This window comes from Candidatus Kinetoplastibacterium galatii TCC219 (assembly GCF_000340905.1).
Lineage (GTDB): Bacteria > Pseudomonadota > Gammaproteobacteria > Burkholderiales > Burkholderiaceae_B > Kinetoplastidibacterium > Kinetoplastidibacterium galati.
In genome coordinates this window covers 1-16236 of the sequence record NC_020284.1, presented here as the reverse complement: position 1 = coordinate 16236, position 16236 = coordinate 1, and the positions used below count along the sequence as shown (strand labels likewise).

General features: G+C 31.5%; 11 protein-coding genes. 7 read left to right on the top strand and 4 right to left on the bottom strand.

What is annotated here, in order from left to right; all coding sequences use genetic code 11:
- From ST1E_RS00055 to ST1E_RS00035, 5 genes are all read left to right on the top strand, one after another.
- Window positions 1–1593, top strand: a complete 1593-nt coding sequence (locus tag ST1E_RS00055; protein ID WP_015389222.1) for a peptide chain release factor 3 — start codon at window positions 1–3, stop codon at window positions 1591–1593.
- 52 nt (window positions 1594–1645) lie between these two features.
- On the top strand, window positions 1646–1936 hold the full coding sequence (locus tag ST1E_RS00050) for a hypothetical protein (protein ID WP_235043588.1): 291 nt from the start codon (window positions 1646–1648) through the stop codon (window positions 1934–1936).
- A gap of 304 nt (window positions 1937–2240) precedes the next feature.
- The gene (gene leuA, locus ST1E_RS00045) at window positions 2241–3980 is read left to right on the top strand and encodes a 2-isopropylmalate synthase (RefSeq protein WP_015389220.1); all 1740 of its coding nucleotides are present in this window, start codon (window positions 2241–2243) and stop codon (window positions 3978–3980) included.
- Between the two features lie 37 nt (window positions 3981–4017).
- A complete protein-coding gene (gene argS / locus ST1E_RS00040; protein WP_015389219.1) occupies window positions 4018–5706 on the top strand; it encodes an arginine--tRNA ligase in 1689 nt (562 codons plus the stop codon).
- A 133-nt stretch (window positions 5707–5839) separates the two neighbouring features.
- Window positions 5840–6493 carry a thiol:disulfide interchange protein DsbA/DsbL gene (locus tag ST1E_RS00035; protein WP_015389218.1) on the top strand — a complete coding sequence of 218 codons (654 nt, stop codon included), beginning with the start codon at window positions 5840–5842 and terminating at the stop codon, window positions 6491–6493.
- Between the two features lie 8 nt (window positions 6494–6501).
- On the opposite strand, the gene ST1E_RS00030 is transcribed toward ST1E_RS00035, so the two are convergent.
- A complete protein-coding gene (locus tag ST1E_RS00030) occupies window positions 6502–7695 on the bottom strand; it encodes an acetylornithine transaminase (RefSeq protein WP_015389217.1) in 1194 nt (397 codons plus the stop codon).
- A gap of 216 nt (window positions 7696–7911) precedes the next feature.
- Here ST1E_RS00030 and ST1E_RS00025 point away from each other — a divergent pair, with 216 nt between their 5' ends.
- Window positions 7912–10368 carry a DNA topoisomerase III gene (locus ST1E_RS00025; protein ID WP_015389216.1) on the top strand — a complete coding sequence of 819 codons (2457 nt, stop codon included), beginning with the start codon at window positions 7912–7914 and terminating at the stop codon, window positions 10366–10368.
- Between the two features lie 2 nt (window positions 10369–10370).
- Window positions 10371–11183 carry a cysteine hydrolase family protein gene (locus ST1E_RS00020; RefSeq protein WP_041185938.1) on the top strand — a complete coding sequence of 271 codons (813 nt, stop codon included), beginning with the start codon at window positions 10371–10373 and terminating at the stop codon, window positions 11181–11183.
- An 11-nt stretch (window positions 11184–11194) separates the two neighbouring features.
- On the opposite strand, the gene gyrB is transcribed toward ST1E_RS00020, so the two are convergent.
- From gyrB to dnaA, 3 genes are all read right to left on the bottom strand, one after another.
- Window positions 11195–13618, bottom strand: a complete 2424-nt coding sequence (gyrB, locus tag ST1E_RS00015) for a DNA topoisomerase (ATP-hydrolyzing) subunit B (RefSeq protein ID WP_015389214.1) — start codon at window positions 13616–13618, stop codon at window positions 11195–11197.
- A gap of 81 nt (window positions 13619–13699) precedes the next feature.
- A complete protein-coding gene (gene dnaN, locus ST1E_RS00010) occupies window positions 13700–14812 on the bottom strand; it encodes a DNA polymerase III subunit beta (RefSeq protein WP_015389213.1) in 1113 nt (370 codons plus the stop codon).
- A 2-nt stretch (window positions 14813–14814) separates the two neighbouring features.
- Window positions 14815–16236, bottom strand: coding sequence for a chromosomal replication initiator protein DnaA (gene dnaA, locus ST1E_RS00005; RefSeq protein ID WP_015389212.1), 1422 nt, complete (start codon window positions 16234–16236; stop codon window positions 14815–14817).

Here is a 16236-nt window from a genome sequence, read left to right as displayed (position 1 = left end):
ATGAAGGATATTGCTAAAGAAGTTAAAAGAAGAAGAACTTTTGCTATAATCTCACATCCTGATGCTGGAAAAACTACTCTTACAGAAAAGATACTCTTGTTTGCTGGGGCTATACAGATAGCTGGAAGCGTAAAGTCTAGAAAATCTTCCCGTTATGCAGCTTCTGATTGGATGGAAATAGAAAAACAAAGGGGCATTTCAGTAGCCTCATCAGTAATGCAAATAGAATACCGAGATTGTGTAATAAACCTACTAGACACACCAGGACATCAAGATTTTTCTGAGGATACATACAGAGTACTGACAGCCGTAGACGGCGCATTGATGGTAATAGATGCAGCAAATGGAATTGAATCACAAACAATAAGACTTCTGGACATATGTAGAGCCAGAAAAACTCCCATTATAACATTTATAAATAAATTTGATAGGGAGGTTAGAGAACCATTAGAATTATTATCAGAGGTGGAGAATAACTTAAAGATTGAAGCCATACCATTTTCATGGCCTATCGGTATGGGCAAGTCATTTAAGGGAGTATTTAATCTTAAAGATGATAAAATACTAGTGTTCAAACCTGGACAAGAAACATATTCTAAACCAGAAAACATCCTATCTAATTCGTCAGGTGATAAAAGATTTAATAATTTTTTTGCGCCAATATCTCAAGAAATCGATTTAATTCGTAACGCAACTCCACACTTTGAACAAGAAAAATTTATTAATGGTGAACAAACACCGATATTCTTTGGTTCAGCAATAAATAATTTTGGAGTTCAGGAAATATTAGACTCTATAGTAGATTATTTTCCTTCACCTTCACCTGTTAAGGCTATAAGTAGGATTGTGTATCCTGAAGAAGAAAAATTATCGGGATTAGTATTTAAAATACAAGCAAATATGGATCCATCTCATAGAGACAGGGTCGCTTTTATAAAAATAAATTCTGGACAATTCAATAGAGGTATGAGTCTAAAAAACATAAGAACAAAAAAGGAAATAAAGACTAACAATGTTGTTTCTTTTTTATCTCAACGTCGAGAAATAGTAGAAGAAGCATTTGCTGGTGATATTATTGGAATACCTAACCACGGAACCATACATCTAGGAGATGTTATAACAGAAGGAGAGTATCTAGAATTTACTGGATTACCATTTTTTGCCCCTGAGATGTTTTGCTCTGTAGAACCTAAGGATCCATTAAAAACAAAACAACTATATAATGGGTTGCGTCAACTTGGAGAAGAAGGAGCTATACAGGTTTTCCAGTATTACTCTGGAGGTCCATTGTTACTAGGTGCTGTTGGAAAATTACAATTTGAAGTTGTAGCACATAGATTGAAAAATGAATATAGTGCCGATGTTATAATCAACACTACTAAATATAATATGGCAAGGTGGGTTACATCTAGCAATAAAAAGATACTCGATAGATTCATTAATTCAAATATTACGAATATAGTCTTTGATATCACCAACTCACCAGCTCTATTAATTAGCTCTGGGGCTCAGCTCAGGTCACTCTTAGAACTCTACCCTGATATAGAATTCCATAAAACAAGAGAACATAATAAAACATTTGCAAAACAATAGAAAATATATGTTAAAAATCAATAGAATAATATTATTATTTACATTAATTTTTATGACAATTTTGTGTATTTTTTTTATTGATAAATGGTTAACAAATAATAATCCGTTAGCTATGGAAATTAATAATAAAAGTGGTGGTGTCATGTGTTTAAATGCAGATGGTAAACAACATATAGCGCAACCACCTCAACCAAGTTCTAATAAGTTATTAGAAAAAAATAATGTTGTGGAAACAAAAAATTCAATAACTATAAATGTATCCAACAAAGAAATTTCTCAGACAGATCAAGATATAACAGAAAAAATAAAAGAATCATATTTGATGAGATGTCAAAAAATATAAGAACTATAGATCTAACAGAATAAGTAGTCTTATTATGAAATTATAAGAAATATCAAAATTTTAAAAAATACCCAAATAATAGATAACATATGACAACAATCTTATATACTTACGTGATAATATAGTCTACGTGATATTATTAAAGATTCTCTATTTGACTTAATGACAACTGATTATAGGTTGTGTCTATGAATCTTATATAAATTAAGTGTCAAGTACTTTTCTGTAAATACTTAACGTATATAGTTAAAAATAGTCGATGCTATTTGTCAAAATAATTTTATAATAAATATGGATATAAAATATGATTACCAAACCAGCCACTAAATATGTGCCATTTCGCCCTTTTAAAGAAGATTACTCCGATAGAACTTGGCCAAGTAAATCTATAACAAAAGCTCCTATTTGGCTAAGTACTGACCTGAGAGATGGTAATCAATCACTTATTGAGCCAATGAATATTGAGCGCAAAATAAGTTTTTTCGAGCAATTACTAAAAATTGGATTCAAAGAAATAGAAGTTGGATTCCCTTCTGCGTCAAAAACTGAATTTGATTTCACTCGCAAACTAATAGAAGACGACTACATACCAGACGATGTGACAATTTCAGTTCTAACTCAATCAAGAGAAGACTTAATAAGAAAAACTATAGAGGCTGTTTACGGAGCAAAACATGCAATAGTTCATTTATATAATGCATGTGCACCATCCTTTAGAAAAATAGTATTCAACATGAATCGTGATGATATTAAACAAATTGCCGTAAATGGGGCTAATCTTACTAAAGATTTATTTGCTCAATATTCAGATAAAACAATTTGGCAATATGAGTATTCAATAGAAGTTTTTAGTTCAACAGAATTAGAATTTGCACTAGATGTTGCTAATACTGTAATAGATATTTTTCAACCTACAGCTACTAATAAACTAATATTAAATTTGCCTGCAACAGTAGAAGCATCAACACCAAATATATACGCTGATCAAATAGAATGGATGAACAGAAATATAAACAATAGAGATAATGTTATACTAAGCGTACATCCTCATAATGACCGTGGAACTGCAGTAGCATCAGCTGAATTAGCGATCATGGCAGGAGCAGATAGAGTCGAGGGATGTTTATTTGGACATGGTGAAAGGACTGGTAACGTCGATCTCATAACATTAGCTCTGAATCTATATACTCAAGGTATTAATCCAGAATTAGATTTCTCTGATATAGATGAAGTAAGAAGATGTGTTGAGCATTGTACACAAATGATCACACCTCCTAGACATCCATATGCTGGAGATCTTGTGTTTACAGCATTTTCAGGATCACATCAAGACGCTATAAAGAAAGGGATGTCATTACAAAAAACAGATGCTATATGGGAAGTTCCTTATCTTCCAATAGATCCAGCTGACTTGGGAAGAAACTATGATGCGGTAATACGTGTTAATAGTCAATCTGGTAAAGGAGGAGTTGCATACCTACTTGAAAGAGAATATGGATTAGTATTGCCAAGAAAATTACAAATAGAATTCAGTAGGGCTGTTCAAAGATTTACAGATAAAACTGGAAGAGAAGTTACAGCAGAAGCTGTTTATAATATATTTAAGTCAGAGTATCTAGATCAAAACTCACCATGGAAACTAATTCGTCATCGTATAGATGGTGACCCTCAAGCTGCAGAAGCTAAGCATTTTTCAGTTGAGGCTGAAATAGAGTGTAGCGGAGAAAAACGTATTATACATGGAGAAGGAAATGGTGCAATCTCTGCTTTTATATCAGCATTGGGATTACCAGCAAGAATAATGAACTATCATGAACATTCTCTAGGATCAAATACTAACACACGTGCGGCATGTTATGTGGAATTACGCATTGATCATAATAATTCTGTATTTGGAGTAGGAATTGACAGAGATATTGTAACCGCATCTTTTAGAGCAGTGCTTGGTGCAATAAATAGACATCTTAAATCAGAAAAAAATCTTAATAATATTTGTAGATTTGCTATAGGGGTAATTTTTCCTAGCATTACCTCTATAGATTAATAGAACATTAACATACATAACATTACAGAAATATATCATGCTCTCAGGGCACAAAAAACAAATAATCTCATCTATCCAATATTTAATAAATAAATATTTTCCAGAAACTAAAATAGAAATTCTACTAGAAAAACCCAAAATACAAACACATGGTGATATTTCAACTAACATAGCAATGCGAATCTCTAAGATAGCAAAAACTAATCCAAATAATATTGCTAAACTACTAGTAACAAATTTATTAATTGATAAAGATTTATCAAAAATAATTGATAAAATCGAAATAGCTGAGCCCGGTTTTATAAATTTCTATTTATCTCAAAATGCCATACTTGAAGTTATACCTTTAATTGAAAAACAGAAAGAACTGTATGGTTATAGCAAAAATATAAATAAAAAAATATTAATAGAGTATGTCTCTGCTAATCCTACTGGACCACTACATGTAGGTCATGCTAGACAAGCAGCCATAGGAGATGCTATATGCAAACTATACAAAGCGATAGGATGGACCGTATTTAACGAATTTTATTATAATGATGCAGGCAATCAAATTAATAATTTAGCTATTAGTGTACAGAAAATTGCAAAAGGAAGTGATTTTACTGAAAACAATATAGATGATAATGATTTATATAAAGGAAATTATATTTCAGATATTGCGAATGATTTTATTAATAAAAAATCTGTTCAAATAGACGAATCAAATTGTATAACAGCAAGCGGTGATGTAAATTCTTTAGATGATATAAAAGACTTCTCTGTAGCTTATTTAAGAAGAGAACAAGATCTGGATTTAAGATCATTTGGGACCGAGTTTAATAGTTATTATTTAGAAAGCTCTCTGTACACTTCTGGTAAAGTATCAGAAATAGTAAAAAAAATTGAAAATAATGGATACTCTTACGAAAAAGATGGAGCCATTTGGTTACGCACTACTGATCTAAACACCGGTGATGATAAAGATAGAGTAATGCGAAAAAGTACTGGCGAATACACATACTTTCTCCCTGACGTTGCCTATCACAAGACTAAATGGGATAGAGGTTTTCATAATGCTATTAATATACAAGGTAGTGATCATCATGGAACAATATCAAGGGTAAGAGCTGGATTACAAGCACTTAATATAGGGATACCTAAAGAGTACCCTAATTATATATTACATAAAATGGTTAAAATAGTTCGCGATGGAGAAGAAGTTAAGGTTTCAAAAAGATCTGGGAATTACGTGACAATGCATGATCTTGTTGAATGGGTTGGTCGCGATGCTGCTCGTTATTTTTTAATACAACGACGTTCTGATACTGAATTCATATTTGACATAGATCTAGCCGTATCAAAATCAGAAGACAACCCGGTATTTTATATACAATACGCATATGCTCGCATAAACTCTGTAGTGAACAAAGCAAATATGAACTATGAAGATATATATGAAGCAGATACCTCCTTGCTTAATAGCACAGAGGAATTAAATTTAATAAAAAGACTGTCAGAATTCCCTGAGATTATATATCAATCCGCTGTAGATCTTTCTCCTCATAATTTAGCCTTTTGGTTACGAAACTGTGCTTACGACTGCCACACATGGTATAACTCAAAGCATATTATATCAGAACAATTAGATATAAAATTATCTAGACTAAGATTAGCAAAGGCTGCTTTACAAATTCTTAAAAATGGACTAGACATGCTTGGAATATCTGCCCCAGAAAAAATGTAGTGCATAAATTACATCTGTGTATTTCAATAATACTATACATTATTGAAATACTTATAAATAAATTTATAGCTGTAAATAAAATTTTAATAAAAACCCCACTATTCAAATATTGAACTTCAAAATCTATTATGCAATGATGAAGCTTTATAAAAAATATCAATCATTAATTAAAATAAGTTTTTTTATTATAATTTTTCTTATATCAAATAATTGTAATTCTCAAAATAAATACGAGATTCTTAAAAGCAAAATTGAGAACATTAGCCAAAACAGTACAGATAATAGTAAAAGTAGTATAGAGATAATAGAGTTCTTGTCTTACATGTGCCATCATTGTACAGCAATAGAAAATATCCTAAATCAATGGCAATCTTCGATTCCAGCAGACGTCATTCTAATAAAAATTCCTATATGCTCTAATAAAAAATCCGAAGTGTTACAAAAACTTTATTTAACTATAAATGAAATTAATAAACCATATCTACATTGTGAATTGTTTCATATGTTCGCTAAAGAAAAAAAATCAATAACACATATAAAAGACCTAAATGATTGGCTAATCAGTAAAAATATAAACGTAAAAGAATTTTTAGAATTATACAATTCTTTCTATATACAATCTAAATCAAATAGAGCTAATCAGTTAGCCAAACTATGTAGAATAAAAGGAATACCTACTTTTGTAGTAGGAGGAAAATACACTACATCACCTGCTATAGCAGGTGATGAGTATGAATGCACGATAAACACAATAAATTATCTTATAGAAAAAATTCGAAAAGAATAATTTTTAAACTATCGTTTTAATATTTTTGAAATAAGATTATCTAGCATTTCTAACATTAACGAAATTTCATCCTTTGAAACATTTAATGCAGGCATAAATCTTAAAAGATTACTTCTAGGTGCATTTAATAGCAAACCTGTCGGCCCGGAATTTCTTGCAAGTTCTACAATAGCTGGAGCATCGTCACTATTTAACACTAAAGCACGCAAAAGGCCCATTCCTCTCTCTCCATTCATATCATATTTATCAGATATATTAGATAATCCTTGAGATAAAAAATCAGAATTAACAACAACTGATTTCATAAAATTAGAATTGTTTATTGCATTCAATACAGACAAGCCAACTGCAGTACACAAAGGATTACCATTATATGTACCTCCTTGATCTCCATGTGAAAATACACAAACACTATCTCTAGCAAGAAGAGCAGATAAAGGTATACCACCTCCTATACCCTTACCTAAAGTCATGATATCTGGCACTATATCATACTGCTGATAAGCAAATAATGTGCCTGTTCTACCCATTCCTGTTTGAACTTCATCAACAATAAGAAGCAAATTATTAAGATCAGCAATTTTGCGTAAATCTTGCATAAATTTCTTATCTGATGGTATTACACCTGCTTCTCCCTGAACTGGTTCAAGCATGATAGCTACTACATCATCATCAATTAATTCCTTTACTGACTCAATATCATTTAATCCTGCTTTTATAAAACCTTCCATTCTAGGTGGGAAAATACTATCCCAACCCGGTTTCCCAGATGCTGACATAGTAGCTAAAGTTCTGCCATGAAAACTATCTTTCATAGTGATGATCTTATATGCTCCTTTTTTATGAACCTTTCCCCATTTGCGAGCTAGTTTTATTGCTCCTTCGTTTGCCTCCGCTCCACTATTAGCAAAAAAAACATGATCGAAACAAGATGCATCAACTAGACTAGTTGCTAGTTCTACTGATGGTTTATTATAGAAAGCTGGTGAAGGATTTATTAGCAATCTTGATTGTTCTGATAAAGCATTGACTACTTCCTTAGGACTATGTCCTAGGCAATTAACAGCCCAACCTTGTATAAAATCAAGGTATTTTTTTCCAGTATCATCCTCTAACCAAGAACCATGTCCACGTAAAAAGACTAAATCTGGGCGCGCTGTTATATCCATTAATGAGGATACTTTAAATTTATTAAATTCCATAAAATAATAACCACTAAAGTCAAAAAATGTTGATAAAAGATCCTATTATTGATAAGTATAGTACCGCTAATAATGAAAAACTATAAAAAAACAAATTACAGCAAGAATAGACAATAAATATAAAACACTAGACAATTGACAATTTATTTGAAAACATCCTTAATATCATAAATTAAATAACAAAATATACAATATACGCTTAATACTTACAAAAACATGAATAAACAGCTGATAATTGCAGAAAAACCATCCGTTGCGAATGATATATCAAAAGCTTTAGGTGGCTTCAAAAAGGATAATGATTTTTATGAAAATGAAGAATATGTTATTGCATCAAGCATAGGACATTTACTTACTCTGTCAGCACCAAATGAACCATCTAAAGGCAAATGGAATCTTTCTAGTTTGCCTATTATACCTAATAAGTTTGAATTAGTTCCCATTGATAAAAAATCCTCAGAACGTTTAAAAATTCTAAATAAAATTATTAAACGAAAAGATATTACATCAATCATAAATGCATGTGACGCAGGAAGAGAAGGAGAGCTTATATTTAGATATATTATAGAATTTTCTAAAACAAAAAAACAAATTTATAGATTATGGTTCCAGTCTATGACCAAAGATGCAATACAAACTGCATTTAAAAATTTGAAAAATGATGAGCAACTAAAATCTCTTGAGTACGCTGCTCGTTCTAGAGCTGAGGCTGACTGGCTAATTGGTATTAACGGTACCAGAGCAATGACAGCATTTAATAGCAAAGATGGTGGTTTTTTTAAGACTACTGTTGGTAGAGTACAGACTCCTACTCTTGCTATAGTTAGCAAACGCGAGAAACAAATAAAAGAGTTTATACCTAAAAATTATTGGGAATTATTAGCTATTTTTGTAGCTAATAATGGGTCCTATGAATCCAAATGGATTAATAGTTCTTTTAAAAAAGATGAAAAAGATCCAGAAAAAAAAGAATCAAGGATATGGTCATATGAAAAAGCTGCTGATATAAAAAAAGAATGTGAAAACTCTACTGGTTTAGCTTATGATAAATCTAAAAAATCTACCCAATTGTCACCTATTTTATTTGATCTAACCTCACTACAAAGAGAAGCAAATACTAGATTTGGACTTTCTGCAAAAACAACTCTTAATTTAGCCCAATCTTTATATGAGAAACATAAAGCTTTAACATACCCAAGGACTGATTCACGCCATTTACCAGAAGATTATATATCAATAGTTTTTGATACTATTCAGTCGTTATCTAATGTTAACACTGAGATAATTGACGATATTACATCAAATTGTGCAAAACAGATTATTCAGAATAAATGGATAAGACCAAACCAAAGAATTTTTAATGACAAAAAAATTTCTGATCACTTTGCAATAGTTCCTACTTTGCAAATTCCAAACAAATTAAGTGAGCTAGAAACAAAAATATATTTTATGGTACTGAAGAGATTTCTTGCTGTTTTCTTTCCAGCAGCTGAATATTTAAATACCATAAGAATAACAGAGATTAATAAAAATAAATTTAAAACGGAAGGAAAGGTATTAATTAATCCTGGATGGTTGTCCGTATATGGTAAAGACAGCCAAATTACTGATGTGAACTTGGTTAGTATCAATAATAATGAAACAGTTATCAATAAATCTATTACTATAAAAAATTTAAACACAAAACCACCAACTCGTTATAACGAGGCTACTCTTTTATCAGTAATGGAAGGAGCTGGAAAACTAATAGAAGATGAGGATTTAAGAGAAGCTATCTCCGAGAGAGGATTAGGAACCCCAGCAACAAGAGCATCTATAATTGAAGGACTTATAAGTGAACAATATTTACGACGTGATGGAAAGGAATTAATACCAACAGCAAAAGCTAATCAATTAATGACACTGCTATCAGGTTTAGATATAAAAGAACTAACATCACCAGAGCTAACAGGAGAATGGGAGCAAAAATTAAAAGAAATAGAGCAAAATAGACTTGAAAGTTCTATTTTTATGAATGAAATCATTGGCATGACTGAAGTTATTGTAAAAAAAACTAAGGAATACGATAGTAAAACTATACCAGGAGATTATGTTGTTTTTGAAAATCCTTGCCCGAAATGTGGAGGAAAGTTTGCTGAAAACTATCGAAGGTATAGCTGTTTACAATGTGATTTCTCTATAAGCAAGCATCCAGGTAGCAGAACTTTCGAATTACAAGAGGTTGAGGATTTATTAAAAATAAAAATAGGTCCTCTAGATAATTTTATCAGTAAATCATTTAGATCGTTCTCTGCAACCTTATATATTAATAAGGATTGGAAATTAGAGTTTGATTTTGGACAAAATAATGATGATGTGATTTTTAATACATCTGAACAAGAAATATTAGGTTGCTGTCCAAAATGCTCTAGTAATATTTTTGAAAATAAAAGTAGCTACATATGCGCAAATAATATCAATGAAGATAAAAAATGTGATTTTCGTATAAATAAAAACATATTACATCAAGAAATATCAAAAGACCAGATGATTAAACTGCTAAGTACAGGATCCACAAATCTTCTTGATGGTTTTATTTCTGCTAAAACAAAAAGAAAATTTAAAGCATATCTAATACTAAATAATGGAAAGATATCATTTAAATTTGAAAAAAAACAAAAAACTAAAAACTAGATATGATAAAACTACATTTAATGATTATAGATCCACAAAATGATTTTTGTGATATACCTAAAAATAAGTATCAAAATCCAGCTTTACCGATAAAAGGATCTAATAATGACATGAAAAGACTTGCAAAATTTATACTTGCTAACATAAACAATATATCTGAAATAACAATAACTTTAGATAGTCATTATAGAATGGACATAGCCCATACATGTTTCTGGAGAAGAGGAGATAATAATTTAGAGCCTTTTTCTAAAATCACATCTGATGACATCATAAGAGGAAGTGTTACCCCAAAAACTAAAGACAATAAAAAACAAATAATTAGGTATTTTGAATACATAGAAAAATCAGAAATAACAGGATTAACTATATGGCCAGTACATTGTGAAATTGGCACATGGGGTAATAATATTAATAAACACATACAAGTGTCACGCAATCTATGGGAGGATAAAAACTCAAAGAAGGCCAATATTCTCTTAAAGGGATTAGATCCATTAAGAGAACAATTTAGTATCTTTTCCAAAGATACTAGGAAAAACAAAAAATGCATAAATAGAAAACTAATAAAAAATTTAGACAAATATGACATTCTATTGATAGCAGGAGAATCTAGTAGTCACTGTGTAAAAAGAACCATAGAAGATCTTATCTATAATAGTAATAGAAAAGATCTTCAACGTATAATGGTACTAACTGACTGCATGAGTCCTGTTCATGGTTATGAAAAAAGAACAAGAGACTTCATGTCAGACATGGAAGATATCGGTGTCACTATAACAAATAGCATTGAAGTAATGAGTATTCTAAAATGAATCACATGGCATTATATATCTATATTTGATGCATATAATGCGTTATTTTCAATAAACTCTCTCCTAGGAACCACATCATCACCCATTAGGGTTGTAAATAATTGATCTGCAGTTATAGCATCATTTATACGCACTTTTAATAACCTACGAGCCCTAGGATCCATAGTTGTTTCCCACAACTGATCTGGATTCATCTCTCCCAAACCCTTATAACGTTGTTTTGAGATAATACTTTCAGCTTCATTAAAGAGCCAGGTCATTGCTTCTTTAAGACTAGAGATTTTCTTTTCCTTACGTTTTTCAGCATCTCCTCGATATACGATGGAACCATCCTCGATCAAACCAGAGAACTGATTACTTAAATCACGTAAAAATATATAGTCTGATGTTTTTATAAAATCACTGTCTATTATACAAATTTTTTCGTTACCATGAGTCTTTCGGCTAATTTTAATAGCATTACCATTAATAACAGAAACATTTAAAAAGTCATTAGGTATTGATGATTTCATTAATATATTTAATAAAGATGCAGCAGATTTTCTAGCACTACATTCCGTCTCTATATCAATATCTACTCCATTAATAATGGCATATAACACATGTGTATCAAAATCACGAGATAAACGTCTAATAATGCTCTCTGCGGCAACATATTTACGAGCCAAATCTAAAAAAGCATCCCCGCTAATAGAAGTATTTACTCCATTAGTCACTAATCCTGCATTTTTTAGTGCAAGCTTAAGCATGAATTCAGATTCATCATCATTATCTTTCAAGTAATATTCATCACGACCAACTTTAACCTTATATAATGGTGGCTGAGCGATATATATATAACCTCTCTCGATTAATTCTGGCATCTGTCTATATAAAAACGTTAATAATAGAGTTCTTATATGAGCTCCATCTACATCAGCATCAGTCATGATTATCAAACGATGATAACGCAGTTTTTCAATATTAAAATCAGTTCCTATACTTGTACCCAAAGCTGTTATTAAAGTAGTGATTTGTTCGCTAGCAATTAACCTATCAAATCTAGCTTTTTCTACATTTAAAACTTTTCCACGAAGTGGTAAGACAGCTTGAAATTTTCTATCCCTTCCCTGTTTTGCTGATCCACCAGCAGAGTCCCCTTCGACAATGTATAATTCACATAAAGATGGATCCTTCTCTTGACAATCAGCAAGCTTTCCTGGTAAACCACTTCCCTCAAGAACACTTTTCCTACGAGTCATTTCACGAGCCTTGCGTGCAGCTTCTCTTGCCCGTGCTGATTCTATTATCTTAATGCATAAAGCCTTAGCATCTGTTGGGTTTTCTAACAACCATGATTCCAAAGTATGAGATATAACATCTTCAACAGCTGGTCTTACTTCACTTGAAACCAGTTTGTCTTTTGTTTGACTGCTAAATTTAGGTTCAGGTACTTTAACAGATAAAACACATACTAGACCCTCTCTCATATCATCACCAGAAGTATCCACTTTAGCCTTCTTGGTGAGATCATTATCAGACATATACTTATTTAGCACACGTGTCATAGCGGCTTTCAGACCAGTTAAATGTGAACCACCATCACGCTGAGGTATGTTGTTGGTAAAACAAAGAACATTCTCTGTATATGTATCATTCCACTGCATTGCAATTTCTATATTTACAGGAACACCACCAGCAGCTGAATCAGCTATTGTGTTAAATATATTTTTATGCAAAACTGTTTTGTTTCTATTAATATACTCAACAAAACCCTTAGCTCCACCGGAAAAAGAAAAATTCTCACTCCTGTTTTTTATCAAATCCACAAGACGAATCTTAATTCCATTATTAAGGAATGATAATTCCCTTAGTCTTTTAGACAAAATATCATAGTTATATTCAATATTAAGAAAGATATCTGAGTCCGCTAAAAAACAAACTTCTGTACCAGTATCTTTTGTCTCACCACAAACTAACATTGGAGAAACACAAGTTCCTTTTTTAAACTCTAATTTGTAAATATATCCATCACGATAAATAGTCAAATGCAACCATTCTGATAGAGCATTAACACAAGATACACCTACACCATGTAGACCACCAGATACCTTATAAGCATTTTGATCAAATTTTCCACCTGCATGTAATTCTGTCATGACTATCTCAGCGGCACTACGCTGAAATTCATCATCCTTATGGATACCAACAGGAATACCTCGACCATTATCTTTTACAGATATAGATTTATCAGAATTAATGGTAACTACGATATCATCACAAAAACCAGCAAGAGCTTCATCTATGGCATTATCAACCACCTCAAAAACCATATGATGCAAACCAGTACCGTCAGAAGTATCACCTATATACATACCAGGTCTTTTTCTAACGGCTTCTAGGCCTTTAAGCATCTTTATTGATCCTGCACCGTAATCACTGCTTTCTTTTATCATCGATTTAGCGTTTTTTTATCTGACATTTTAAAAATAACTTTTTTATTAATAGGTTGACTAAAACTATATAAGCTGCTTCTTCTATATACGCATTGGCATAACAACATATTTAAAATTTGGGGTATCTGGAACTGTAATTAAAACAGAAGCATTACTATCAGGAGTTATAGACCATATTAAATTCTCACTTTTTAAGTTAGATATAACATCCAATAGGTAATTTACATTAAAACCAACATCAAAAGCATCTCCTCTGTAAATTATCTCCAATTCTTCCTGAGCCTCTTCATGATCTGTGTTTGATGAAGAAATTTTAAGGTTATCATCCTCGAAGTGAAATCTAACGCCTTTAAATTTATCATTTGTTAAAATAGCCACTCTCTGTAGACTTCCTTGAAAATACTCTCTTTTAATAGAGAAGCTTATAGGATAATTGTTAGGTATAACTTTCCTAAAATCAGGAAACTTTCCCTCTACTAATTTAGATATGAATTCGATATCACGAAAACAAAATTTTATCTGAGAGCTTGAAACATCTATACGAATAATATCATCAGAGTCTTGTAACAAGCGTTGCAGTTCTAGTATTGTCTTTCTAGGAACAATAACCTCCTTACAACCTTCAAATTCATTTGCGGTTGTAGAATTATAAGACAACCTGTGACCATCGGTAGATACTGCAACAATGCAATTATCTTTAAATACCAGAAACATACCATTTAAATAATAACGAATATCCTGCTGTGCCATAGAAAAATATACCATACCAAATAAATTTTTAGTATCTCTTTGTGGTAGATTTATAGATATATCCCAATTATCAGGACATGACATCATAGGAAACTCTTCAGAACTAATAGTCTGTAAATTAAATCTACTTTTTGATGATTCAATATAGAGCTTATTATCATGTAATTCAACGTTAATACTACTCATATCAGGTAAAGCTTTCAATATATCCAGAAATTTACGAGCAGACACAGTCGTAGAAACTTCACTATCACCAGAACCACAGTCTGCATATGTAGTCATCTGGACCTCAATATCAGTTGTAACAAAAGCAACCTTATTTCCTTTATATTTACGGATCATTATATTTGACAATATTGGCATAGTATTACGTCTTTCTACTATCCCTACTATATTGGAAAGTGTTTTTAATAATGATTCACGAACCACATATAAAAATCTCATTATCATCCTTTTAAAGTTTGTTCTAGCACGTGAAGATTATGATTCAACTCAGTTTGTTTGATACGAGCATCCGAAATTTTTCTAACAGCATGCAGTACAGTCGTATGATCACGACCACCAAACAGATCACCAATTTCTGGTAAACTTTTCTGAGTAAGTTCTTTAGACAAATACATGGCTATTTGACGCGGTAAGGCTATATTGGCTGGTCTTCTCTTTGAATACATATCAGCAACTTTAATTTTATAGTAGTCAGCAACAGTCTTTTGTATATTTTCTACAGTAATCTGTCCATTGGAAACAGATAATAAGTCTTTTAAAGCTTCTTTACAAACATCAACTGTTAAAACATTTCTACCATGAAAACGAACATAAGCCAAAACTTTACGTAATGCCCCCTCTAATTCTCTTACATTGCTTCTTAAGTGCTTAGCTATAAAAAAAGCAACTTCTTCCGGCATTGGCAAATTTTCTGATTTTGCTTTCCTTAATAAAATAGCAACTCTCATTTCCAACTCTGGAGGCTCTATAGCTACAGTCAATCCAGAATCAAATCTTGATATTAACCTACTGTCGATGCCAGACAACTCTTTAGGATATGTATCACTAGTTATTATTATTTGTTTATGTTGAGCAACCATAGCCTCAAAAGCATAAAAAAATTCTTCTTGTGTTCTATTTTTACCAGAAAAAAACTGTATATCATCTATAAGAAGTAAATCTAAAGAATGATAATATTTTTTAAATTCATCAAAAGCTTTTCTTTGATATGCTTTAACAACATCTGAAACATACTGGTCAGCATGAACATACCTAACCTTAACATCATTTCTAGCACACAACATTGCATTACCGACAGCATGTATTAAATGTGTCTTACCCAATCCTACTCCACCATATAAAAAAAGTGGATTATAAGAGACTCCAGGATTTTCTGAAACTTGTAAAGACGCTGCTCTAGCTAATTGATTTGCCTTGCCGGTAACAAAACTATCAAAAGTTAAAACAGTATTTAGCCTAGATCGTTCATACGCCCTATTAGTAGCTTCGTTAGATAACGATACATCAACTTTTTGGTTAATTAAGCCAATACTATCATCTGTTTTGCCATTATAAATATAATTACCAATAACTGGCGTTAATATGTCATTTTTTTTATGAACTATTCTCTCGTTATTAACTACCGGTAATTCAAATATTACATTCACCGGCTTTTTAAACCAATCCGAAGCTAATATCTCAATTTGACTAGCGAATTTTTTTTTGACCAAATCAAGTTTAAATCTATTCGGAGCCAATATACGCAAAATACTTTTAGATTCATCAAAAGAGATAGGGATCAGCGGCTTAATCCAAGCACTAATTTGCTGATGGGGAAGTTCCTTTTCTAAATTAGAGATAAAAGACAACCAAAAATCTTCCAT